This is a genomic window from Mycobacterium toneyamaense, assembly GCF_055384815.1.
Map to the genome: position 1 here is coordinate 5,286,379 of NZ_AP040333.1, position 22,495 is coordinate 5,308,873.

The 22,495-nt window shown below is 67.1% G+C and carries 20 protein-coding genes; 10 read left to right on the forward strand and 10 right to left on the reverse strand.

Translation table 11 applies throughout. The annotated features are described in order from the left end of the window. Positions 1–17: 17 nt before the first annotated feature. The 7 genes from ACZ5IQ_RS25615 to ACZ5IQ_RS25645 form a co-directional block, all read right to left on the reverse strand. A complete protein-coding gene (locus tag ACZ5IQ_RS25615; protein ID WP_406801607.1) occupies positions 18–1,796 on the reverse strand; it encodes a DUF2339 domain-containing protein in 1,779 nt (592 codons plus the stop codon). A 110-nt stretch (positions 1,797–1,906) separates the two neighbouring features. Next, positions 1,907–3,061 carry a lipid-transfer protein gene (locus ACZ5IQ_RS25620; protein WP_464481507.1) on the reverse strand — a complete coding sequence of 385 codons (1,155 nt, stop codon included), beginning with the start codon at positions 3,059–3,061 and terminating at the stop codon, positions 1,907–1,909. A gap of 2 nt (positions 3,062–3,063) precedes the next feature. Then, positions 3,064–3,486 carry a MaoC family dehydratase gene (locus tag ACZ5IQ_RS25625; RefSeq protein ID WP_138250824.1) on the reverse strand — a complete coding sequence of 141 codons (423 nt, stop codon included), beginning with the start codon at positions 3,484–3,486 and terminating at the stop codon, positions 3,064–3,066. Next, positions 3,468–4,433 (reverse strand): bifunctional MaoC family dehydratase N-terminal/OB-fold nucleic acid binding domain-containing protein, encoded by a 966-nt coding sequence (locus tag ACZ5IQ_RS25630; protein ID WP_212807221.1) that lies wholly within the window; start codon positions 4,431–4,433, stop codon positions 3,468–3,470. Before ACZ5IQ_RS25630 ends, ACZ5IQ_RS25625 begins: the two co-directional genes overlap by 19 nt. Positions 4,434–4,444: 11 nt before the next feature. Continuing rightward, the gene (gene fadE29, locus ACZ5IQ_RS25635) at positions 4,445–5,608 is read right to left on the reverse strand and encodes an acyl-CoA dehydrogenase FadE29 (protein WP_135356017.1); all 1,164 of its coding nucleotides are present in this window, start codon (positions 5,606–5,608) and stop codon (positions 4,445–4,447) included. Beyond that, positions 5,608–6,612 (reverse strand): acyl-CoA dehydrogenase family protein, encoded by a 1,005-nt coding sequence (locus ACZ5IQ_RS25640; protein ID WP_464480465.1) that lies wholly within the window; start codon positions 6,610–6,612, stop codon positions 5,608–5,610. The genes fadE29 and ACZ5IQ_RS25640 overlap by 1 nt, the downstream gene beginning before the upstream one ends. A gap of 48 nt (positions 6,613–6,660) precedes the next feature. Beyond that, positions 6,661–7,932 carry a cytochrome P450 gene (locus tag ACZ5IQ_RS25645; RefSeq protein ID WP_464480466.1) on the reverse strand — a complete coding sequence of 424 codons (1,272 nt, stop codon included), beginning with the start codon at positions 7,930–7,932 and terminating at the stop codon, positions 6,661–6,663. Positions 7,933–8,089: 157 nt separating this feature from the next. On the opposite strand from ACZ5IQ_RS25645, the gene ACZ5IQ_RS25650 reads away from it, so the two are divergent. From ACZ5IQ_RS25650 to ACZ5IQ_RS25665, 4 genes are all read left to right on the forward strand, one after another. Continuing rightward, a complete protein-coding gene (locus ACZ5IQ_RS25650) occupies positions 8,090–9,241 on the forward strand; it encodes a steroid 3-ketoacyl-CoA thiolase (RefSeq protein ID WP_212807224.1) in 1,152 nt (383 codons plus the stop codon). A 22-nt stretch (positions 9,242–9,263) separates the two neighbouring features. Beyond that, positions 9,264–9,758: a nitroreductase family deazaflavin-dependent oxidoreductase gene (locus ACZ5IQ_RS25655; RefSeq protein WP_305798793.1), complete on the forward strand. Its 495-nt coding sequence runs from the start codon at positions 9,264–9,266 to the stop codon at positions 9,756–9,758. Between the two features lie 188 nt (positions 9,759–9,946). Next, positions 9,947–11,350, forward strand: coding sequence for a histidine phosphatase family protein (locus tag ACZ5IQ_RS25660; RefSeq protein WP_244872756.1), 1,404 nt, complete (start codon positions 9,947–9,949; stop codon positions 11,348–11,350). 97 nt (positions 11,351–11,447) lie between these two features. Then, complete coding sequence (locus tag ACZ5IQ_RS25665; RefSeq protein ID WP_212807225.1) at positions 11,448–12,365, forward strand: LLM class F420-dependent oxidoreductase; 918 nt, start codon at positions 11,448–11,450, stop codon at positions 12,363–12,365. A 64-nt stretch (positions 12,366–12,429) separates the two neighbouring features. Here the strand turns inward: ACZ5IQ_RS25665 and ACZ5IQ_RS25670 are convergent, their stop codons facing one another. Then, the gene (locus tag ACZ5IQ_RS25670) at positions 12,430–13,335 is read right to left on the reverse strand and encodes an SDR family oxidoreductase (protein WP_212807226.1); all 906 of its coding nucleotides are present in this window, start codon (positions 13,333–13,335) and stop codon (positions 12,430–12,432) included. A gap of 13 nt (positions 13,336–13,348) precedes the next feature. Then, positions 13,349–14,113 carry an SDR family oxidoreductase gene (locus ACZ5IQ_RS25675; protein ID WP_226519803.1) on the reverse strand — a complete coding sequence of 255 codons (765 nt, stop codon included), beginning with the start codon at positions 14,111–14,113 and terminating at the stop codon, positions 13,349–13,351. Positions 14,114–14,170: 57 nt separating this feature from the next. On the opposite strand from ACZ5IQ_RS25675, the gene echA20 reads away from it, so the two are divergent. The 6 genes from echA20 to ACZ5IQ_RS25705 all read left to right on the forward strand — a co-directional run bounded on the left by echA20 (position 14,171) and on the right by ACZ5IQ_RS25705 (position 20,086). Beyond that, entirely contained in the window at positions 14,171–14,926 is a 756-nt protein-coding gene (gene echA20, locus ACZ5IQ_RS25680) for a (7aS)-7a-methyl-1,5-dioxo-2,3,5,6,7,7a-hexahydro-1H-indene-carboxyl-CoA hydrolase (protein WP_212807227.1), read from the forward strand. A gap of 1 nt (position 14,927) precedes the next feature. Continuing rightward, positions 14,928–15,827, forward strand: a complete 900-nt coding sequence (gene ipdA / locus ACZ5IQ_RS25685) for a cholesterol ring-cleaving hydrolase subunit IpdA (RefSeq protein WP_212807228.1) — start codon at positions 14,928–14,930, stop codon at positions 15,825–15,827. Further along, positions 15,824–16,573, forward strand: a complete 750-nt coding sequence (ipdB, locus tag ACZ5IQ_RS25690; protein ID WP_212807229.1) for a cholesterol ring-cleaving hydrolase subunit IpdB — start codon at positions 15,824–15,826, stop codon at positions 16,571–16,573. Before ipdA ends, ipdB begins: the two co-directional genes overlap by 4 nt. A gap of 3 nt (positions 16,574–16,576) precedes the next feature. Continuing rightward, positions 16,577–17,647, forward strand: coding sequence for a (3aS,4S,5R,7aS)-5-hydroxy-7a-methyl-1-oxo-octahydro-1H-indene-4-carboxyl-CoA dehydrogenase (gene ipdC, locus ACZ5IQ_RS25695; RefSeq protein ID WP_212807230.1), 1,071 nt, complete (start codon positions 16,577–16,579; stop codon positions 17,645–17,647). 504 nt (positions 17,648–18,151) lie between these two features. Then, positions 18,152–18,970, forward strand: a complete 819-nt coding sequence (locus tag ACZ5IQ_RS25700; RefSeq protein WP_464480467.1) for a lysophospholipid acyltransferase family protein — start codon at positions 18,152–18,154, stop codon at positions 18,968–18,970. A 123-nt stretch (positions 18,971–19,093) separates the two neighbouring features. Then, entirely contained in the window at positions 19,094–20,086 is a 993-nt protein-coding gene (locus ACZ5IQ_RS25705) for an FUSC family protein (protein ID WP_406801613.1), read from the forward strand. Positions 20,087–20,146: 60 nt separating this feature from the next. Here ACZ5IQ_RS25705 and ACZ5IQ_RS25710 read toward each other — a convergent pair whose 3' ends face one another. Continuing rightward, a complete protein-coding gene (locus ACZ5IQ_RS25710; protein WP_464480468.1) occupies positions 20,147–22,444 on the reverse strand; it encodes an FdhF/YdeP family oxidoreductase in 2,298 nt (765 codons plus the stop codon). Between the last annotated feature and the right edge of the window lie 51 nt (positions 22,445–22,495).

Genomic DNA, 22,495 nt, shown 5'->3' on the forward strand with positions numbered 1-22,495 from the left:
GCCTACCGCCCCGACGGCTACCCACCCGACGCGAACTGACGGTCCGGATTCGGCTGATCCTGCCGGGCGAGCAACCGGGCATAGCCGGTCCCCATGGCCAGCAGCACGAGGCCCACGACGATGAACACCGCCACCCGGAACATGCCGTTCAGGGTCCCGAGATCGAACAGGAACAGCTTGGCCATCGCCGCGGCCACCAGCGCCAGCCCGCCGCCGATGGGCAGTGATCGCTGCGCCTTCGGCCGGCGGGCCGCGTACCCGAACAACGCCGCCGCGACCGCGATCCAGCCGATGGTCGCGACCATGTGACCCGCGAAGAACCCGCCCTTGACGCCGCCGATCAGCACGCCGGCGGTGACGGTCGCCATGGTGGACGCGTAGGCGGCGACCACGACCGCGCCTGCCCACATCAGCCGCACCTCGTCGTCGTCACGCCTGCCGGTCCACGACCACACGACGGCCACCGCGCTGGCCACCGCAAGGATGCTGGAGATGACGGTGGACACCGCACTGTGGGTGTTCAGTTCCACCGCGCGGAACAGCAGGTCCGGCGGAGAGTAGCTGAGGTAGACGGCCCCACCGACGGCGCCGAATCCGGCAGCGACCCAGCGGGCAATCGCGTCGCGACGCCCGGCGACGGCCACCACGACGGACATCGCGAGCAGCACCGCGCCGCCGGTCCTACCGTCGAAGGCCACCAATACCGCGACCAGCGCGCAGACGGCCGATGTCGCCGCCCAGATCCGCCGCACCACATCAGCGACGCCGGGCAGTCGGTTGCCGGCCAGCACGACGGCCAGGAACAGGGCCGCCACCGCGGCGATGATCGACGCGGCGATCAGCGGACGGACCACTGCCGAAACGAACAGCACCGGCACCGCACCGCCTGCCGTGGCCAGGGCCAGCAGCGAGCGGTTGGCGGTCTTGGGCAACAGGATCAACGCGCCCGCGACGGCCAGCACGGCTGCCGCCGCGCAGGCACCGGCGAGACCCGGATTCCGGTGGGTGCCGAATGACGCCGAGGCCAGTGCCACCAACAACGGGAAGGTGCAGACGGCGGTCCGGGCCACGAACATCGCAACCCAATCCTTGCCGATCTGCACCGGCAGCGACGCCGCGGACAGCGCCAGCATGAACCCGATCAGCAGCAGCGAGACGCCGTCGGCCACCACGGGCGCCAGCACGGCCAGGGGCACCAGCACCAGCAGCGCGAGTTGCTGCGAATCCCAGCGCCGCGCCAGGGTCAGCCCGCCGCCGCCGATCACCGCCGCGAGCACCAAACCGACCGGCGCAGAAAGCCATTCGTAAATCGTGGTGACCGCGACGACGTCGATGTACGCCGCGGCGATACCGGTGGCGGCCAGGGCGACCGCGCCCACCGTGCCGCCGGGCCGCGTCTTCAGGCGAGTCGCCCCGACCACCAGACCGGCCGCCAGGACCGCCCCTGCGCCGACCCGGAACTCGGGCCGCAACAGCCCGGCCTGCGCGGCGAGCACCAGCAGCAGGGCGACGCCGATCAACGTCACCGCGACGCCGGCGGCGGCCAGCGCCTTGCCGATCCAGCCGTCCGAGCGCTCGGGCCGCGGCGGCTGCTGTTGGGGCTGCGGCGGCGCGGCCTGTGCCGGCTGCCAATACTGTTGCGGCGCGGCGTATCCGACGGGCTGCGCGGCCGGCTGCTGGTACGCCATCGACCGATCGAGCTCGGTGAGGCAGGCCGAGACCCATGCCAGGTGATGGGAGATCGCTGCGACATCCTGCGAGAGCCGGGCAACCATCGCCCGCTGCGGTTCGGTCATGCAGGTCATCATGGCGCCGAGCCACGCGAGTTCGGATGAGTAGGACTACCCCTTTTGACGCAGAACTGCCCCTTTTCTTTCGAAAAGGGGCAGTTCGCGAGCGGGGTGATTCAGCCCAGGATCAGGCCTGACGTCGGAACACCGGTGCCGGCGGTGACGAGCACGTGCTCGACATCGGGCACCTGGTTGACCGACGTGCCGCGCAGCTGGCGGACGCCCTCGGCGATGCCGTTCATGCCGTGGATGTAGGCCTCACCGAGCTGACCGCCGTGCGTGTTGATCGGCAGCTTGCCACCGAGCTCGATCGCACCGTTCGCGATGAAGTCCTTCGCCTCACCCTTGCCGCAGAAACCGAGCTCCTCGAGCTGGATCAGCGTGTACGGGGTGAAGTGGTCGTAGATCACCGCGGTCTGAATGTCATTGGGCGTCAAGCCACTCTGACCCCACAATTGCTTGCCGACCAGGCCCATCTCGGGCAGACCGAGCTCGTCGCGGTAGTACGAGTACATGGTGAACTGATCCTCACCAGCAGCCTGCGCCGCCGCCTCGACGACGACCGGGCGCTGCTTGAGGTCCTTGGCGCGCTCCGGCGTGGTGACGACGATCGCGACACCACCGTCGGTCTCCTGGCAGCAGTCCAGCAGGCGCAGCGGCTCGGCGATCCACCGCGAGTTCTGGTGGTCCTCGATGGTGATCGGCTTGCCGTAGAAGTGCGCCTTCGGGTTGGTCGCCGCGTGCTTGCGGTCGGCCACCGAGACCACACCGAAATCGGCACTGGTGGCGCCGTATTCGTGCATGTAACGCTGCGCGACCATGGCGACCGAGGCGGCCGGCGTGCTCAGCCCGTGCGGGTACGACCAGCTGTACTCGACGCCGCGGGAGTCGGCGTTGACGGTCAGACCCGTCATCACCTGGCCGAAGCGGTGCTCCGAGCGCTCATTGAAAGCCCGGTATGCCACAACGACTTCCGCGATACCGGACGCCACCGCCAGCACCGCCTGCTGCACGGTCGCGGCCGCGGCGCCGCCGCCGTAGCCGATCTGGCTGAAGAACTTCAGCTCGCCGATGCCGGTGGAACGGGCGACCGCGGTCTCCAGGTTGGAGTCCATGGTGAAGGTCACCAGACCGTCGACGTCCTTGGGCGACAGGCCCGCATCGTTCAGCGCGTCAGTGACTGCCTCTGCCGCCAGCCGCAGTTCACTGCGGCCGGAGTTCTTGGAGAAGTCGGTGGCGCCGATACCTGCGATGACCGCCTTGCCGGAGATGCTCACTGCGCGGCTCCCATCGTGAGCGTCGAGGTGGCGATGACGTGATCGCCGAGACTGTTGGTGCCCACCACTTTCAGTGTCACCAGGTCACCTTCGACAGCGGTTACCTCACCGCGGAAGGTGATGGTGTCGTAGGCGTACCAGGGCACACCGAGACGCAGCTTGATCGACTTCACGATGGCGTTCGGGCCGGCCCAGTCGGTGACGTAGCGCCCCACCAGACCGGTATCGGTCAGGATGTTGACGAAGATGTCCTTGGAGCCCTTGGCCTGTGCCTTGTCCCGATCGTGGTGAACGTCCTGGTAGTCCCGGGTGGCGATGGCCGTCGAGACGATGAACGTCGGGTCGCCGTAGATCGACAGTTCTGGCAGCTTGGTGCCCACCGTGGCACTGACAGTCGCGGTCACTTCGCTGCCTCCCATGCGTACAGACTCCAGGCCGGACTGACATCGCTGTCCGGGAAGTCGAGGAACGTTGCGCTGACCGGCATTCCGATCTTCACGTCGTCATGCTCGACGCCGCGCAGCTCACCGAGCATGCGCACACCCTCTTCGAGTTCGACGAGCGCGATGATGAACGGCAGGCTCCGGCCGGGCACCTTCGGCGCGTGGTGCACGACGTAGCTGAACACCGTGCCCCGCCCCGAGGAGACGACGTAGTCGATCGGAGCATCTTTGTCCTGCCAGATCGCCGGCACCGGCGGGTGCTGCAACGAACCGTCGGGCCGCTTCTGGATCCGCAGTTCGTGGGCGTTGACGCCGTCCCAGAAGAACTGGGTGTCCCGCGACGACGACGGGCGCATCAGCTTGTCCGGGTCCAGATCGGCTGGGATGGAACCGGTTTCGGCCGCTTGTTGGCCCTGCTTGTTGGCGGGCAGGAACTTCATGATCCGCCAGTCCATGTCGGCGACTTCCTCGTCACCGACATGCCACCGGATCTTCTGGTTCACGAAGTAGCCCTCGCCCAGCGCGGTCTGCTTCGGTCCCACCACGTCGGTGACCTCGGCACTGATGCTGACGCGCTCCCCCGGCTGCAGGTAGCGGTGGTAGGTCTGGTCGCAGTTGGTGGCGACGACGCCGACGTACCCGGCATCATCGAACAACTTCATGATCCGGGCCAGCGGATCATCGTCGGACCGGCTGCGGCCCAGGCCCATCATGGTCCACACCTGGATCATGGCGGGCGGCGCCACGATGCCGGGATGCCCGGCGGCCTTGGCGGCCTCCTCGTCGACGTAGATCGGGTTCTTGTCGCCGATCGCGTCGACCCAGTGGTGAATCATGGGCTGGTTCACCGGGTCCCGACTCAGGGTCGGCTTGCTGCGCCCGGCTGCGACGATCTCGTCGATACCGGTCTGAAGATCAGTCATCGATCGCCCTCCTACCGCGAAACCCGCGGCACTTTGAGGCCCGATGCCGCGATCATCTCGCGCATGACCTCGTTGACCCCGCCACCGAACGTGATGACCAAGTTGCGCTTGGCGATGGTGTCCAGCCACTGCAGCACCGTTGCGGTGTGCTTGTCGGCCGGGTTGCCGAAGCGTCCGACGACCTCTTCGGCCAACCGGCTCACTTCCTGGATGCGCTCGGTGGAGAACACTTTCGTCGCGGCCGCGTCGGCGACGGCGATGTTCTCGCCGGACGACGCGACCTGCCAGTTGAGCAGTTCGTTGAGCCGCATGATCGACTTGATCTGGCCCAGCAGCCGCTTGGCCTCCGGATTGTCCAGCGGGACAACGCCATCGGAGCCCGCTTCGGAAGCCCACGCGTGCACCTGCTCGTAGATGCCCGCCACGCGACCGGCCGGTCCCAGGCCGACACGCTCGTGGTTGAGCTGAGTGGTGATGAGCTTCCAGCCACCGTTCTCCTCGCCGACCAGCATGTCGGCGGGCACCCGCACATCGTTGTAGTACGTCGTGTTGGTGTGGTGGGCGCCGTCGGACAGGATGATCGGGGTCCAGGAGTAGCCCGGGTCCTTGGTGTCGACGATCAGGATCGAGATGCCCTTGTGCTTCGCCGCGGTCGGGTCGGTGCGACAGGCCAGCCACACGTAGTCGGCGTCGTGGGCGCCGGTGGTCCACATCTTCTGGCCGTTGACGATGTACTCGTCACCGTGCCGCACGGCGGTGGTCCGCAGCGACGCGAGGTCGGTGCCGGCCTCGGGCTCGGAGTAACCGATCGCGAAATGCACCTCGCCGGAGAGGATTCCGGGCAGGAACTTCTTCTTCTGTTCCTCGGTGCCCAGCAGCTGCAGGGTCGGTCCCACGGTCTGCAGCGTGACCATCGGCAGCGGGATGTCGGCGCGGTTGGCCTCGTTGATGAAGATCTGCTGCTCGATGGGCCCGAAGCCCAGGCCGCCGTACTCCTTGGGCCAGCCCACACCGAGCTTGCCGTCGCTGCCCATGCGCTTGATGACGGCGCGGTAGGCCTCGTTGTGCCGGTCGGTCTCCATCGCCGCCGCCTCTTCGGGCGTGATCAGCGTCGAAAAGTACTCGCGCAGTTCGGATTGCAGCTTGCGCTGTTCCGCGGTCAGGTCGATAAACATCAGGCTCCCACCAGATCGAGACGGTGCGACGGACCACCGAGCAGGCGGTTCAGGTCCTTGATCGAGGAGTAGTAGCGGTCCATCGGGTAGGTGATGTCCATGCCCATGCCGCCGTGCAGGTGATGGCACAGCCGCATGGCCGGCGGGGCCTGGGAGGTCAGCCAGTAGCCCAGGATCGCCAGGTCCTCGGATGCGTCGAGTCCCTCGGACAACCGCCACACCACCGAGGTGGAGACGAGATCGATTGTCCGCGAGGCGATGTAGACCTCGGACAGCTGCGCCGCCACCGTCTGGAAAGTGGACAGCGGCCGGCCGAACTGCTCGCGCGTCGCGGTGTAGTCGGCGGTCAGCCGCAGTGCACCGGCGACCAGACCGGCACCGAACGCGCCGATCATGGCCAGCGCCAACTCGTTCACCCGCGCCACCGTGGCGCCGGCCAGCACGTCATCGTCGGCCACTGCCACGTCGGTGAAGGTGACGACGTATTCGTCCGAACCGTTGGCGGTCGGGGTCTTCTCGACCGTCACACCGGCGGCCTTCGGCGAGACGACGACCACACCGCTGTCGGTGGTGACCAGCAGCCACTGCGCCGACTCGGCATACGGCACACCGATTTTGGTGCCGTTGAGCTTGCCGCCGGCATAGCTGGTCGACGGCTTCTCCGGCAGCTGGTTGCCGGCTTCGTTCAGGGCGGCAGACAACACCGCGCCCTGCGCGACACCCGCGAGGTACCGGTCCTGCTGCGCTTCGGTGGCCAGGTCGACCAGCGGGACCAGGGCGAGCCCGATGGTGGCGAGGGCCGGCCCCGTGGTGCCGCGCCGACCGATCTCGGTCAGTGCGGTGGCCGCCTCCGGCAGCCCCAGCCCGTCACCGCCCAAGCGGTCCGGCACCGCGAGTGCCACGACGCCACCGGAAACCAGTGCGTCCCAAGTGTTTTCCCGCTCGAGCACAGATGTCACCACATCGGCGACAGCCTGCTGCTCAGGGCTCGGTGTGAAATCCACCCGAATCCTCCTTGATTCGTGTTACCGGACTACTGCAGTCAGTCGCCGTCAGTGCTCGGCGGGGCTGGGGGTACCTCCCGCTTGCGGGGGATTACCCGTGTAGTCAACCTGCCAGTGCTTGATGCCGTTGAGCCAGCCCGACATGAGCCGCTCGGGCTCGCCGATCGAGGTCAGGTCCGGCATGTGGTCGGCGATGGCGTTGAACATCAGGTTGATGGTCATGCGCGCCAGGTTCGCGCCGATGCAGTAGTGCGCGCCGGTGCCGCCGAAGCCGACGTGCTGGTTCGGCGACCGCATGATGTTGAAGGTGTGCGGGTCCTCGAACACCTCTTCGTCGAAGTTGGCCGAACGGTAGGACATGACGACCCGCTCGCCCTTCTTGATCTTCACGCCACCGAGCTCGGTGTCCTCCAGCGCGGTGCGCTGGAACGCGGTGACCGGCGTGGCCCAACGGACGATCTCGTCGGCGGCCGACTCCGGGCGCTCCTTCTTGTAGAGCTCCCACTGATCGGGGTTCTGGGAGAAGGCGATCATGCCGTGCGTGATCGAGTTGCGGGTGGTCTCGTTACCGGCGACGGCCAGCATCACCACGAAGAAGCCGAACTCGTCGTCGGACAGCTTCTCGCCGTCGATGTCGGCTTCGATCAGCTGCGTGACGATGTCGTCGGTCGGGTTCTTGGCCCGCTCGGCGGCCATGTTCATGGCGTAGGTGATCAGCTCGAACGACGATGCGGCCGGGTCGATGTGGGCGTACTCCGGGTCCTCGCCGGCGGTCATCTCATTGGACCAGTTGAAGAGCTTGTCGCGGTCTTCCTGCGGCACGCCGAGCAGTCCGGCGATGGCCTGCAGCGGCAGCTCGCAGGACACCTGCTCGACGAAGTCACCGGTGCCCGACGCGGCGGCGGTCTCGGCGATCTTCTGCGCCCGCTCGTTCAGCTCGGCCTGCAGCCGGCCGATGGCACGCGGGGTGAAACCACGGGAGATGATCTTGCGCAGGCGGGTGTGCTGCGGGGCGTCCATGTTCAGCAGCACCGCGCGCTGCACGTCGACGGCCTCACGCGTCATGGCCTGCGGCCACACCGGAATCGCGCCATCGGGTGCGCTGCCGAAGATATCGTTGCGCTTCGACACCTCTTTGACGTCGTCGTAGCGGGTGACGATCCAGTAGCCCTTGTCACCGAAGCCGCCGGTGCCGCCGGGCACGTCCACCCAGTGCACTGGCTCTGACTTACGCAGGGCGGCGAGCTCCTCGATGGGCAGGCCTTGGAGGTTCAGGTTCGCGTCCAGCAAGTCGAAGTCGGACGGGATCGGGCAGGGCATGGTGTCTCCTTGGGGAATCCAACGCCTCAGAACAGGGTTCCGAGACAAATCCTTCTAGTTCGGCGTTGCGACCATTGAAACACGCCTTCACCGCAGATAAAAGGCACGTCCCGATGATTGCTTGTCAGAGTAATGAAACGTGTTCTAGCCTGAGCTCATGGGTAATCCTGTCATCGTTGAAGCCACTCGCAGCCCCATCGGTAAGCGGGGAGGCTGGCTGTCCGGCCTGCATGCGACCGAACTTCTGGGCGCCACGCAGAAGGCTCTCGTCGAGAAGGCCGGGCTGGATGCCGGCGACGTCGAGCAGCTCATCGGCGGCTGCGTCACGCAGTACGGCGAGCAGGGCAACAACATCACCCGCCAGTCCTGGCTGGTCGCCGGATTGCCCGAGCACGTCGGCGCCACCACCATCGACTGCCAGTGCGGCAGTGCCCAGCAGGCCAACCACCTCATCGCGGGTCTGATCGCCACCGGCGCCATCGACATCGGCATCGCCTGCGGCATCGAGGCCATGAGCCGGGTGCCCCTGGGCGCCAACGGCGGTGGCGCACGCGCCGCGTCGTGGGACATCGACCTGCCCAACCAGTTCGAGGCCGCCGAGCGCATCGCCAAGCGCCGGGGCATCACGCGCGACGACATCGACGCGCTGGGCTTCGCCTCGCAGGCCAAGGCCAAGCAGGCCTGGGCCGAGGGCCGCTTCGACCGCGAGATTTCGCCCATCGAGGCGCCGGTCATCGACGAGAACAAGCAGCCGACCGCCGAGCTGAACCTGGTCAGCCGGGACCAGGGCCTGCGCGACACCACCCTGGAGGGCCTGGCCGCGCTGAAGCCGGTCATCGAAGGCGGCATCCACACCGCCGGCACCTCGTCGCAGATTTCCGACGGTGCCGCCGCGGTGCTCTGGATGGACGAGGACAAGGCCAAGGCCCTCGGCTTCAAGCCCCGCGCCCGGATCATCGCGCAGGCCAACGTCGGCGCCGAGACCTACTACCACCTGGACGGCCCGGTGCAGTCCACCGCCAAGGTGCTCGAGAAGGCGCGCATGTCGATGGCCGACATCGACCTGGTCGAGATCAACGAGGCGTTCGCATCCGTCGTGCTGTCCTGGGCTCAGGTGCACAAAGCCGACATGGATAGGGTCAACGTCAACGGCGGCGCCATCGCGCTGGGCCACCCGGTCGGTTCCACCGGCTCGCGGCTCATCACGACCGCGCTGCACGAGCTGGAACGGACCGGCAAGTCGACGGCGCTGATCACGATGTGCGCCGGCGGTGCGCTGTCCACCGGCACGATCATCGAGCGCATCTAGAGCGAGGAGCAGGGTCGCCGCCATGGCCGACGGGGAAATGAGCGACAGGCAGCTGAAGATCCTGAATTCCAAGGGAATGCAGGTCGGCTTCAAGTGGATGTCGCGGATCAACACCTGGGCATTCCGGGCCACCGACGGCCGGATCGGCGCCAAGTGGCGGCTGGGCTCCAAGCCCGTCGCCACGCCCCCGCCCGTCGGGATCCTGACCACGATCGGCCGCAAATCCGGCGAGCCGCGCGACAGCCCGCTGCTGTACCTGCGTGAAGGCGACCGGATCGTCGTCGTCGCCTCGCAGGGCGGTCGCGACACCCATCCGATGTGGTACCTGAACCTGGTCGCCAACCCGAAGGTGACGTTCCAGGTGCGCGGCGAGAAGCTGCAGCGGATCGCCCGTGAGGCCACCGATGCCGAACGCGACGAGTACTGGCCCAAGCTCGACGCCATGTACCCGGACTTCGTCGACTACCGCTCGCACACCGACCGGAAGATTCCGATCATCCTGCTCGATCCGGCCTGAGCACCGACCGAAGAACTCCCCTGGACGCCCGTTGTCCAGGGGAGTTTTTCGTGGGCGGTGAACCGATCAGGCCCGGCGATCGCGCCAGCAAAGTTCTTCAGTTAATTGACGGAACGGACTAGACAGATTCATAGATGTGTACATAGTGTGGCCCTGCACACATCCAGGGCAACACTATGGAGCCGTCTATGTCATCAATGTTCCGTCGGGGGCTGTCGCACAGCCGGACATTCAAACGCGGAGCACGAGGCGCGGCCGTCCTGGTCGCGGCCGTGTTCATGTTCCTCACCTCGGCCTTCTCGGCCTGGGCCGCAACCAACATCACCATCACGTTCGTCCGGCACGGCGAATCGGCGGGCAACGCCTCGGGCCTCATCGACACCAAGATTCCGGGCCCCGACCTGACGGCGACGGGCCAGACACAGGCCCAGACCGTCGCCGGCGTCCTCGCCAACGACGGCCTGGCGCACGACGCCATCTTCGCCTCGGACATGGTGCGCACCCAGCAGACCGCCGCGCCGTACGCCACCGCGACCGGCATGCCGGTGACGGTGCTCAGCGGTCTCCATGAAGTGCAGGCCGGCATCTTCGAAGGCCAGTCGCAGGACTCCGGCTTCGCCCGCATCCTCTACGCGCTGATCCCGCTGTCGTGGGCCACCGGCAACCTCCTGATGCCGATGCCCGGTTCGCCCGACGCCAACGGCATGGTCTTCCAGGACCGATTCAACGGCGCGGTCGACGACATCTACAACAGCGGCGCACAGAACCCGGTGGCCTTCGCGCACGGCATGTCGATCATGGCGTGGACGCTGATGAACGTCGAGAACCCCGACCTCACGCTGATGCTGAAGCACCCGCTGGGCAACACCGAGATCGTCACCGTGACCGGCAACCCCGAAGACGGCTGGACCCTGGAGAACTGGGGCGGTATCGCCGTCACGCAGAACCCGGCGCTGCCCACCAAGCTGTTCGTCAACGTCCGCGACGCCGTCAAGGTGCCGCAGATGGCGCTCTACAACGTGGCGAAGGCGCTGCGGACCGGCAACATCTCCAACATCGCCAACGCCATTCGCGACGGCGTGTTCGATACCGCCAAGGCCGTCGTGAACCTCCCCGTCAACATGGTCAAGAGCGTCGTGAAGTCCGTCCAGACCGGCACCGTCTTCAAGGCGGCACCGCCGCCTTCGTCGGTGCAGGCCGTCACCCCGAATGCGGCCGCGGCCAAGGAATCCGACAGCACCGACAAGCCTGCGGTGACGCCGACGCTCGCCAAGCAGGTCTCCGCCCTGAAGCCGGCCACCACTGGCGCCAAGGACAAGACCGTCAAGACCACCAAGGTCGACGACACCCCGGCCGACACCACCAAGGCTGACGACGTCAAGGCCGGCGACACCAAGGCCGACGACGCGACCGCGGGCGGCACCAAAGCCGACGACAAGGGCACCGAAGGTCAGGGCACCAAGGTCAAGAAGGACAAGTCGAAGAAGGACAAGTCCGACAAGGCCGACAAGCCGAAGGCTGAAAAGCCGAAGGTCGAAAAGCCGAAGAAGCAGAAGAAGGACAAGGCCGCCAAGGCCGAGGCCGCCAAGTAACAACAGCAAAGAGGCTCCCCCAGAACGAGTTTCGTTCTGGGGGAGTTTTTCTTTCCGAGACGGAATGAGTGCCTCGGCCGCGGTCGTTGTCGTTGATATGCCAACCGGAGTTGTGCTGGACCCCGACCGTACTTCCCCCAATCATGTCGCTGCCGCGATCGACCAGGCCCGCGGCGCCTACAACGCCGGCGTGGGCCAGGTGTGGATCGCCCAGCAGTTCGATCACGACGCCATCTCGCTCGCCGGATACGTCGGCGCCGCGGTACCCGGCCTTGCCGTCGGCACCTTCGTCGTACCGATCAATCCGCGCCACCCACTGACGCTCGCCTCGCAGGCCCTGACCGCCCAAGCGGCCACCGGCGGGAACTTCAGCCTCGGTCTGGGTTTGGGAGCGCACGGCCCCGAACAGGTGGCTTTCGGCACCGCATGGCCCAACACCATCGGCCGGCTGCGCGAACACCTGCAGGTGCTCCGGTCGATCCTCGACACCGGCACCGTCGACTTCCACGGCGACGAATTCACCGCCGCCCCAGAGTTTCCGGTGACGGTCGCCGGCGGCACGCCCCTGCCGGTCTACGTCGCGGCCATGGGACCCAAGGCATTACGTGTGACAGGAGAATTGGCGGACGGCACGCTGCCCTATCTGGCCGGGCCGCGCACCATCGAGGAATTCATCGTGCCGACCATCTCCGAAGCGGCCAGCGCAGCCGGCAGGCCCGCGCCCAAAGTGATTGCCGCGGTACCCGTCCTGGTGACCGACGACGTCGACGAAGGCCGGACCACCGCCGCGGAGGCCCTCGAGTTCTACGCGACCATCCCGTCGTACGCGAAGGTGATCGAACGCGAAGGCGTCGACTCGGTCATCGATCTCGCGGCCGTCGGTACTGCCGCGCAGGTGTCGACTCAACTCCGCCGCTACTTCGCGGCAGGGGCGACCGATGTCGTGCTCAGTCCCCTCGTCCGCACGGGCATCGCAGCGCTCGAACCGATCTGGGATGTCGCCGCCGCGCTGTGAAGCAGACCAAAAAAGCGTCCCCGCAACATGATTGGTTGCGGGGACGCTTCAGCAATCGTGGCGGTTACGAGCCGTAGACCGGCACCGCGGGACGTGCCTTGGCCAGCAGATCCGCGACGACGGGGCCCAGCTCGGCCGGGTCCCACTTGGCACCCTTGTCGATCTCGGGGCCGTGCGCCCAGCCCTCGGCGATGCGAATCTTGCCGCCTTCGAGCTCGAACACCTTGCCCGTGACGTCACGCGACTCGACACTGCCCAGCCACACCACCAGGGGCGAGATGTTTTCGGGCGCCATGGCATCGAAGGCCTGGTCCTGAGTGGCCATCATGTCGGCGAAGACCGTCTCGGTCATGCGGGTCCGGGCCGACGGCGCGATGGCGTTGGCGGTGACGCCGTAGCGACCCATCTCGGTCGCGGCGACCAGCGTGAGTGCCGCGATGCCGGCCTTGGAGGCGCTGTAGGTGGCCTGGCCGACGCTGCCCTGCAGGCCGGCGCCCGAGCTGGTGTTGATGATCCGGGCATCGACGGTCTCGCCGGCCTTGGACTTGGCCCGCCAGTACGCGGCGGCGTGCTTCATGGTGGCGAAATGCCCCTTGAGGTGCACCGCGGTGACGGCGTCGAATTCGTCTTCGGTGGCGTTGGCGAACATGCGGTCGCGGACGATGCCGGCGTTGTTCACCAACACATCGAGGGTGCCGTACGTGTCGACGGCCTGCTGGATCAGGGCCTCGGCCTCCGCCCAGTTCGCGACGTTCGAGCCGTTGGCGACGGCCTCGCCGCCGGCGGCGACGATCTCGTCGACCACGTTCTGCGCGGCGCTGCCGCCACCGGCGGGCGAACCGTCCAGGCCGACACCGATGTCGTTGACCACGACGCGGGCACCTTCCGCGGCGAACGCGAGCGCGTGCTCACGCCCGATTCCGCCACCGGCACCCGTCACGATGACCACGCGGCCGTCGAGCAATCCCATTTGATCTCTCCCTTTACTTGTTGGCGCTTGACGCTTCGAGGTAGTGCGGCGGCTCGCCGCCGCCGTGGACCTGCAGGGACGCGCCGCTGACGTACGACGCGGCCTCGGAGGCCAAAAATGCTGCGGCCCAGCCGATGTCGGTGGGCTTGGCCAGCCGCTTCAGCGGCACCGTCGCGGCCACGGCGGCGACCGACTCGGCGTCGCCGTAGAACAGCTCGGACTGCTCGGTCTCGACCATGCCGACGATGACGGAATTCACCCGGACCTTGGGCGACCATTCGACGGCGAGCGTCGTGGTCAGGCTGTCGATGCCGGCCTTGGCGGCACCGTACGCACCGGTGCCCGGAGTTGGTCGGTGGGCGCTGACGCTGGAGATGTTGACGATCACGCCGCCGGCGTCCTGCTGCTGCATCACCGCGTTGGCGTGCGTCGAAACCAGCAGCGGCGCAATCAGGTTGAGCTCGATGATCTTGGTGCTGAACTTGGCCGACGCGTCGGCGGCCAGCGCGAACGGCGAGCCACCGGCGTTGTTGACGACGACGTCCAGCCGGCCGTGCTTGGCGACGATGGCGTCGATCATGGCCTTGACCGCCGCGTCGTCACGAACGTCGCAGGCGTGGAACTCGTAGGGCAAGCCCTCGACCTCGCGCCGCGCGCAGGTGATCACGGTGGCGCCCTGCTCGGCGAACACCGCGCTGATGCCGGCGCCGACGCCGCGCACACCGCCGGTGACCAGCACCACGCGACCGGCCAATTGCAGATTGATTCCAGCAGTCACTGTGCTAGCGTACCAAGCAAGTGCTTGCTTAGGTACCCGTCCCCCAGGAAGTGACTGATGACCATCACCACCAAGACAGTCGAACCGGGCATCGTCTCGGTCACCGTGAACTACCCCCCGGTCAACGCCATCCCGTCGGCCGGTTGGTTCGAGCTGGCCGACCAGATCACCGCCGCCGGGCGCGACAAGAGCACCCACGTGGTGATCCTGCGGGCCGAGGGGCGCGGCTTCAACGCCGGCGTCGACATCAAGGAAATGCAGAACACCGAGGGCTTCGGCGCGCTGATCGACGCCAACCGCGGCTGCTACGAGGCGTTCCGCGCGGTGTACGAATGCCAGGTCCCGGTCGTCGCGGCCGTCAACGGCTTCTGCGTCGGTGGCGGCATCGGCCTGGTCGGCAACGCCGACGTCATCGTCGCGTCCGACGATGCGAAGTTCGGTCTCCCCGAGGTCGAGCGCGGCGCCCTGGGCGCGGCGACCCACCTGTCGCGCCTGGTCCCCCAGCACATGATGCGCCGGCTGTTCTTCACCGCCGCGACCGTGCCCGCCTCGACGCTGCAGCACTTCGGTTCGGTGCACGAGGTCGTCCCGCGCGAAGAACTCGACGAGGCCGCGCTGCGCGTCGCCCGCGACATCGCGAGCAAGGACACCCGCGTCATCCGCGCCGCCAAGGAGGCACTGAACTTCATCGACGTGCAGCCCGTCAACGCGCGCTACCGCATGGAGCAGGGCTTCACCTTCGAACTGAATCTGTCCGGCGTGTCCGACGAGCACCGCGACGAGTTCGCGGGGACCAACAAGGGGTCGAAATAATATGGCAGACAAGACAACAACTCTCGATGCGGCCGTAGCCGAGATCGAAAGCGGCATGACCATCGGCATCGGTGGCTGGGGTTCGCGCCGCAAGCCGATGGCGTTCGTGCGGGCGCTGCTGCGCACCGACGTGACCGACCTGACCGTCGTCACCTACGGCGGCCCGGATCTCGGATTGCTCTGTGCCGCAGGCAAGGTCAAGCGCGTCTACTACGGCTTCGTGTCGCTCGACTCGCCGCCGTTCTATGACCCGTGGTTCGCGCGCCGCCGCACCGAAGGCGCCATCGAGGCCCGCGAGATGGACGAGGGCATGCTGCGCTGTGGCCTGCAGGCTGCCGCACAACGTCTTCCGTTCCTGCCGATCCGTGCCGGCCTGGGCAGCGACGTCCGCGCCTTCTGGGGTGACGAACTCAAGACCGTCACCTCGCCGTACGAGACCGACGGTGCCCACGAGGAACTCATCGCCATGCCGGCGCTGAACCTCGACGCCGCCTTCGTGCACATGAACCTCGGTGACGTGAAGGGCAATGCCGCCTACACCGGCATCGATCCCTACTTCGACGACCTGTTCCTGATGTCGGCCAAGCGCCGCCACCTGTCGGTCGAGAAGATCGTCTCCACCGAAGAACTGGTGAAATCGGTTGTGCCGCAGCAGCAGATCATCAACCGCATGATGGTCGACACCGTGGTCGAGGCCCCCAATGGCGCCCACTTCACCACCAACGAGCCCGACTACCGGCGCGACGAGAAGTTCCAGCGCCACTACGCCGAGGCCGCCGGCTCGGACGAGACGTGGGCCGAGTTCGTGAAGACCTACCTGTCCGGAACCGAGGCCGACTACCAGGCCGCGGTCCGTAAGTTCGCCGAGGCCCAAGCAGCCCAGAAGGAGGCCGCCAAGTGAGTGACGCAACCCGCGCCGAGGTCTGTGCCGTCGCCTGTGCCGAATTGTTCCGTGACGCAGGGGAAATCATGGCCAGTCCCATGACGACCGTCGTGCAGATCGGCGCCCGCCTGGCCCGGCTGACCTTCTCCCCCGACATCGTGATCACCGACGGTGAGGCCCGCATGCTGGCCGACACCCCGGCGATCGGCGCCCCGTTCGCCGTCGAGGGCTGGATGCCGTTCAACCGCGTCTTCGAGACGCTGGCCTGGGGCCGTCGCCATGTGGTCATGGGCGCCAACCAGATCGACCGCTACGGCAACCAGAACCTGTCGGCCTTCGGCCCGATCCAGCAGCCGACGCGCCAGATGTTCGGTGTCCGCGGCGCGCCCGGCAACAGCATCAACCACGCCACGAGCTACTTCGTGGGTAACCACACCAAGCGCGTGTTCGCCGAGTCCGTCGACATCGTCTCCGGAATCGGCTGGGACAAGGTCGATCCGGCCAACCCGGCATACCGCTTCCTGAACGTATACCAGGTGGTCTCCAACCTGGGTGTGTTCGACTTCAACGGACCCGAGCACCAGATGCGCGCCGTGTCGCTGCACCCGGGTGTGACGGCCGACGAGGTCGCCGACAACACCTCGTTCGAGGTGCACGGCCTCGACGCCGCCGGCGAGACCCGCCTGCCGACCGCCGAGGAACTGCAGCTGCTGCGTGAGGTCATCGACCCGAAGTCGTTGCGGGACAAAGAGGTCAAGGCCTAAGTCATGGGCAAGCTCAGGACACCGCTGACCGAACTGGTCGGCATCGAGTACCCGGTCGTGCAGACCGGCATGGGCTGGGTGGCCGGCGCGCGACTGGTCGCGGCCACCTCCAACGCCGGTGGTCTCGGCATTCTGGCGTCGGCGACGATGACACTGGAAGAGCTGCAGACCGCCGTCACCAAGGTCAAGGCGGCCACCGACAAGCCCTTCGGCATCAATATGCGAGCCGACGCCGGCGATGCCGATGCCCGCTGCGACCTCCTGATCCGCGAAGGAGTCAAAGTCGCCTCCTTCGCCCTGGCTCCCAAGCCCGAGCTGATCGCCAAGCTGAAAGATGCGGGCGTCGTGGTGATCCCGTCGGTCGGCCTGGCCAAGCACGCCAAGAAGGTGGCGAGCTGGGGTGCCGACGCGGTGATCGTGCAGGGCGGCGAAGGCGGTGGCCACACCGGCCCGATCGCCACCACGCTGCTGCTGCCGTCGGTGCTCGACGCCGTCAAGGACACCGGTATGCCGGTGATCGCCGCGGGCGGTTTCTTCGACGGTCGTGGCCTGGCGGCCGCGCTGTCCTACGGCGCCGCCGGCGTCGCGATGGGCACGCGGTTCCTGCTGACCTCGGACTCGACCGTGCCGGACGCCGTCAAGCAGCGCTACCTGGAAGCCGCACTGGACGGCACCGTGGTGTCGACCCGCGTCGACGGCATGCCGCACCGGGTGCTGCGCACGGGTCTGGTCGAGAAGCTCGAAAGTGGTTCTCCGGTGCGCGGTTTCGTCGCCGCAGTCGGCAACGCGCAGAAGTTCAAGAAGATGTCGGGCATGACCTGGCGGTCGATGATCAAGGACGGCCTGGCCATGCGCCACGGCAAGGACCTGACCTGGTCACAGGTCGTCATGGCCGCCAACACCCCGATGCTGCTGAAAGCCGGTCTGGTGGAAGGCAACACCGAGGCGGGCGTGCTGGCCTCGGGCCAGGTGGCCGGCATCATCGACAGTCTGCCGTCGTGCGCCGAGCTGGTGCCGCGGATCGCCGACGAGGCCATCGCCCACCTGCAGGCTGCGACGAGCTACATCGTCTAACTACTGCACGACCAGTCGTAAGCCCCCAGATCTTTGTGGATTTGGGGGCTTACGCCTGTGCGCGGCAGCGAGGTTCGCGTCGAGGGTGCGTACAGATCGTCAGGTCCACTCTTGAGACGCGCTGGCGGCACAGTCGCGAGCCTCTCCTGGACACAGGATCAACGCGAGCAGCAACATTCGCCCGGCCTGTCAACCCCGGCCGTGGACGTTGGCTTCTCGCGACAACATATCGCCGGATCCGTGCCGAATCTTCGGCTGCCGAGGATGTCGAAACTCCTCCCCGAGCTCCGTAGCGTAGCCATCGACCCCAGCGGCAAGGTTCCTACCTGCTATAACAGGCTCGACAAACCGCACCAGAGAGGTAACCGGTCGAATGACTGCCATCGGTGGTGTGGCCTACATCGTCGTCACCTTGCTCCCCGTTCTGACCCTTGCCGCGATCAACGCCATAGTCCGCGCGATCGGTAGGCGCCGCGGACGGCCAGACCCCGCAAACGAGGACTCATGACCACGCCGACCGCCGCACCGCTCGCCGTCCCCAACCCGACGTTCATGCGGTACGTCCAGAACCCGATCTGGAACTTCCTGTGCGACCACTACTTCCGGCTCGAGATCGACGGCTGGCACAAGGTGCCCGACGAGCCGTCGCTGCTGATCGGCATCCACTCCGGCGGCTCCCTGACCATGGACGCCTGGACCCTGGTGCACTCCTGGTACCGGCATTTCGACGGGCAGCGCATCCTGCACGGCACCGCGCACGACGTGCTGATGGGTGCCCCCGGCCTCGGTGACTACTTCCGTGCCGTCGGCGTCATACCCGCGTCGCGCGACGGGGTGACCAACGCGCTGGCTGCGGGCCGCGACGTCGTGGTGTGGCCGGGCGGTGAGCTCGACGCGATGCGCACCTGGCGCGACCGTGACAAGGCGATCCTCGCCGGCCGCAAAGGCTTTGTGAAGCAGGCGATCCGGTCCGGTGTGCCGATCGTCCCCGTGGCCACCATCGGTGGGCACGACACCGTCTTCGTGCTGAACGAAGGCAAGTTCCTGGCCAAGTGGAGCGGCCTCGGAAAGCGGTTGCGCGGCGCCAACATGCCGATCATCGCCGGCTTCCCGTTCCCGCTGGCCGTCGAGGTGCTGCCGATGCACCTGCCGCTGCCCGCGAAAATCCGCACCGAGCTGCTCGACCCCATCTACGTCGATACCGACCCGGAGCGCGCGAACGATGCCGCCTACGTCGACAAGGTGTACGACGAGGTGCAGTTCGCCATCCAGTCCGGCATGGACCGGCTGGCCAAGCGCCGCAGCTTCCCTGTGCTGGGCTGACGCAGTGCGGCGGCGTCCTCGATAGGCGCCGCCGATCACGTGCTCGGAACTTCCACTTTGACGGCCGTTCCCCGCTGCGGAAACCTTGGTGGGGCTGACATCGTCATCGATCGGAGTGGGCCCATGCGCACCGTCTACCTGCGCGTGCGCCGGGCCATGACCCCACCGACGGAAGACCACCGGCCCGCGTTACGGGTCGCGCTCGGGTTGGCCATCCCGGGTGTCGCGCTGCTGGCCGCGGGACGCCCCGACCTGATCATCTACGCGGTGTTCGGTGCGATCACCGGCATGTACGGCCGCACGGAAACGCGCGGCCGGCGGTTCGCGCATCAGACCCAGGGCGGCGTGATCCTGGTCCTCGGCGTGGCCATCGGCGTGGCACTCGCCAATTCCCATGTGCCACCGGCGGTCCTGGTCATCGCCGCCGTGGCATTCGCATCCATCGGCTCGGTGGTGACCGACTACCTCGCGCTCAAGCCAGAGGGACCGTTCTACGGTGTCTTCGCGCTGGGTGCCATTGCCACGGTGCCCGCCGGCCGCGTCACGCCTTCATCGGCGATATTGCTCTGCGCCGCAACAGCTTTGTTGTGCGTCCTGCTGGGTGTGCTCGACGCGCCGCGAGCCGTGACGCCACCCGCCCGGCTTTCCCTGCCGAACCGGCGCGATGTGCTGATCCACGCAGGCCGCTACGCGCTGGCCATCACCGCCGCCGGCACCGCCGGCCTGGCGCTGGGCGTCGACCACGCCAACTGGGCCATCGCGGCCGCGGCCGGACCGTTGGCGGCCGCCGACGCCAGTGGTCGCATCAGGCGCGGAATCCACCGCCTGGGTGGCACTTTCATCGGCCTGGCCGTGGCAGCCGCACTGCTCGTGCCGGGGCCCAGCGAGTATGTGCTGGCGATCTGCGTCATGGTCCTGTTGTTCCCAACCGAACTGTTCATGGCCCACCACCACGCGGTCGCGCTGGGCTTCTTCACCCCGTTGATCATGCTGATGACCGACCTCGCCGCGCCCACCGAACCGCTGGTGCTGCTGACCGCCCGTGGTGTCGACACGATCATCGGCGTCACCGCGGCGATCGCGGTGGCGATGCTGTTACCGGGTGCCCGCGAGTAGCGCGAACCTGAGCTTGTGCGCCAGTCGCGCGAGGAATCTGGCACACAAGCTCAGGTTCGACTAGGCAGACTTCGTCAAGGTCACCTTGACGTTCTTCATGATGGGCTGGTCGCTCTGCGAGCTGAAATCGCCGATGGCACAGAGCACATTCATCTCCGGCATGTAGCCGGCCGCGTTGCCGCGCGGGATGCCGTAGGGCACGGCCTTGTAGCGGCGCAGTGAGCGGACGCTGCCGTCGCGCGCGGTGGCGACGATGTCGACGTCGTCGAACTCCTTGATGCCGCGGTCGGCCATGTCGCGCTCGTTCATGAAGATGAGCGTGCGCAGGTTCTTGATGCCACGGTACCGGTCGTTGTCGGAGTACACGGTGGTGTTCCACTGGTCGTGCGAGCGCAGCGTCGCCAGGATGAGCGTGCCTTCGCTGACAGTGTCGTCGGGCAGCTCGACGGCCGAGAACTCCGCGCGGCCCGACGGGGTCAGGAAGATCAGTTCCCGTGCGGGCTGCTTGATCCGGAAGCCCAGCGGCAACCGGACCCGGCGGTTGAAGTCCTCGAAACCGTTGAGCACCTTGGCCATCGTGTCGCGGATGCGGTCGTAGTCCTCGACGTACCAGTGCCACGGCGTCTGGCTGTTCGGCAGCGCGGCCGCGGCGATACCGGCGATGATCGCCGGCTCGGACAGCAGGTGCGGCGAGGCCGGCTTCTTCATGCCGACCGACAGGTGCACCATGCTCATCGAGTCCTCGACCGACGTGGACTGGATGCCCTCCTTCTGCTGGTCCTTCTCGGTGCGGCCCAGGCACGGCAGGATCAGGGCCTGCCGGCCGTGAATCACGTGGCTGCGGTTGAGTTTTGTGCTGACCTGGACGGTGAGGTCGCACTTCTGCAGGCCCTCGAAGGTGTACGCGGTATCCGGTGCGGCACTGGCGAAATTGCCGCCCATCCCGATGAACACCTTGACGTCACCGCTGTGCATGCCCTCGATGGTGTGGACGGTGTCGAGCCCGTGCGCGCGGGGTGGGTCGATGCCGCAGACCTCGGCCAGCCGGTCCAGGAACTCCTCGGTCGGCCGGTGGTCGATACCGCACGTGCGGTTGCCCTGCACGTTGCTGTGCCCGCGCACAGGCGACGGTCCGGCGCCCTCACGGCCCAGATTGCCGCGCAGCAGAAGCAGATTCACGATTTCCCGGACGCTGTCGACACCGTGTTCGTGCTGGGTGACGCCGAGGCACCAGCTGATGATGCTGCGGTCCGCGTCGCGGTAGATCTTGGCGGCCCTGCGGATATCGCGCTGCGACACCCCGGACTTGTAGACGATCTCGTCCCACGACGTCGCCTCGACCGCGGCCCGGTAGGCCTCGAACCCGGTGGTGTACCGCTCGATGAACTCGATGTCGAGCGCCTTCGGATCCGTTTCTGCTTGTTCCAGAACAGCTTTGGCGATGCCACGGATCAGGGCCATGTCGCCGCCGATCCGGGGCTGCAGGTTCAGCGTGCTGGTCTTGGTGGACTTGAAGGTCGCCATCCGCAGGAAGTCATGCGGGATGATGGTCTTGGTGGCGCCGGCCTCGACCAGTGGGTTGATGTGCACGATCTGCGCGCCGCGGCGGTAGGCCTCCGACAGCGCGGTGAGCATACGGGGCGCGTTCGAGGCGGCGTTGACGCCGATGACGAACAGCGCGTCGGCGGTCTCCCAGTCCTCGAGGTCGACGGTGCCCTTGCCGGTGCCGAGGGCCGCCTGCATGGCGCGGCCACTGGCCTCGTGGCACATGTTGGAGCAGTCGGGCAGATTGTTGGTGCCCAGTTCGCGGGCCATCAGTTGATAGAGGAACGTCGCCTCGTTACCGAGCCGGCCCGACGTGTAGTACGACGCCTGGTTCGGGTCGTCGAGTTCCGCCAGCGCCCGGCCGACGAGGTCGAAGGCGTCGCGCCAGCTGATGGGCTTGTAGCGGTCGGTCTCGGGGTCGTACACCATCGGTTCGGTGAGCCGGCCGGTGTCTTCGAGCGCGAAGTCACTCCACTCCGCCAGTTCCGAAACCGTGTGCTGGGCAAAGAACTCCGGCCCGCAGCGCTTGTGCGTCATCTCCCACGTGACGTGCTTGATGCCGTTCTCGCAGATGTCGAGCTTGAGGCCCTTCATGTCGTCGGGCCAGGCGCAGCCCGGGCAGTCGAAGCCACCGTCCTCGTGGTTCATCTTCATGATCGCGTGCGGTCCGCTGATGGGCTCACGCTCGCGGGCCAGGAACTTCGTGACGCTGATCGCCGCGCCCCAGCCGGCCGCGGGATGGTGGTAGGGGTGGAACTCGGGCTCGCCGTGTCCCTCGGTATCGACTCGCTGCTCAATGCTCCGGTCGGTCATGCGATAAGTCTGCTCGGCAACCGACGCCTGAGTCCAAGGGCAATTTCCGTG

Excerpts from the sequence above, each read along its gene's own strand:
- ACZ5IQ_RS25615 (WP_406801607.1), bottom strand. The coding sequence starts at position 1,796 with ATGACCGAACCGCAGCGGGCGATGGTTGCCCGGCTCTCGCAGGATGTC.
- ACZ5IQ_RS25625 (WP_138250824.1), bottom strand. The coding sequence starts at position 3,486 with ATGGGAGGCAGCGAAGTGACCGCGACTGTCAGTGCCACGGTGGGCACC.
- ACZ5IQ_RS25630 (WP_212807221.1), bottom strand. The coding sequence starts at position 4,433 with ATGACTGATCTTCAGACCGGTATCGACGAGATCGTCGCAGCCGGGCGC.
- fadE29 (WP_135356017.1), bottom strand. The coding sequence starts at position 5,608 with ATGTTTATCGACCTGACCGCGGAACAGCGCAAGCTGCAATCCGAACTG.
- ACZ5IQ_RS25645 (WP_464480466.1), bottom strand. The coding sequence starts at position 7,932 with ATGCCCTGCCCGATCCCGTCCGACTTCGACTTGCTGGACGCGAACCTG.
- ACZ5IQ_RS25650 (WP_212807224.1), top strand. The coding sequence starts at position 8,090 with ATGGGTAATCCTGTCATCGTTGAAGCCACTCGCAGCCCCATCGGTAAG.
- ACZ5IQ_RS25655 (WP_305798793.1), top strand. The coding sequence starts at position 9,264 with ATGGCCGACGGGGAAATGAGCGACAGGCAGCTGAAGATCCTGAATTCC.
- ACZ5IQ_RS25660 (WP_244872756.1), top strand. The coding sequence starts at position 9,947 with ATGTCATCAATGTTCCGTCGGGGGCTGTCGCACAGCCGGACATTCAAA.
- ACZ5IQ_RS25665 (WP_212807225.1), top strand. The coding sequence starts at position 11,448 with ATGCCAACCGGAGTTGTGCTGGACCCCGACCGTACTTCCCCCAATCAT.
- ACZ5IQ_RS25670 (WP_212807226.1), bottom strand. The coding sequence starts at position 13,335 with ATGGGATTGCTCGACGGCCGCGTGGTCATCGTGACGGGTGCCGGTGGC.
- echA20 (WP_212807227.1), top strand. The coding sequence starts at position 14,171 with ATGACCATCACCACCAAGACAGTCGAACCGGGCATCGTCTCGGTCACC.
- ipdA (WP_212807228.1), top strand. The coding sequence starts at position 14,928 with ATGGCAGACAAGACAACAACTCTCGATGCGGCCGTAGCCGAGATCGAA.
- ipdC (WP_212807230.1), top strand. The coding sequence starts at position 16,577 with ATGGGCAAGCTCAGGACACCGCTGACCGAACTGGTCGGCATCGAGTAC.
- ACZ5IQ_RS25700 (WP_464480467.1), top strand. The coding sequence starts at position 18,152 with ATGACCACGCCGACCGCCGCACCGCTCGCCGTCCCCAACCCGACGTTC.
- ACZ5IQ_RS25705 (WP_406801613.1), top strand. The coding sequence starts at position 19,094 with ATGCGCACCGTCTACCTGCGCGTGCGCCGGGCCATGACCCCACCGACG.
- ACZ5IQ_RS25710 (WP_464480468.1), bottom strand. The coding sequence starts at position 22,444 with ATGACCGACCGGAGCATTGAGCAGCGAGTCGATACCGAGGGACACGGC.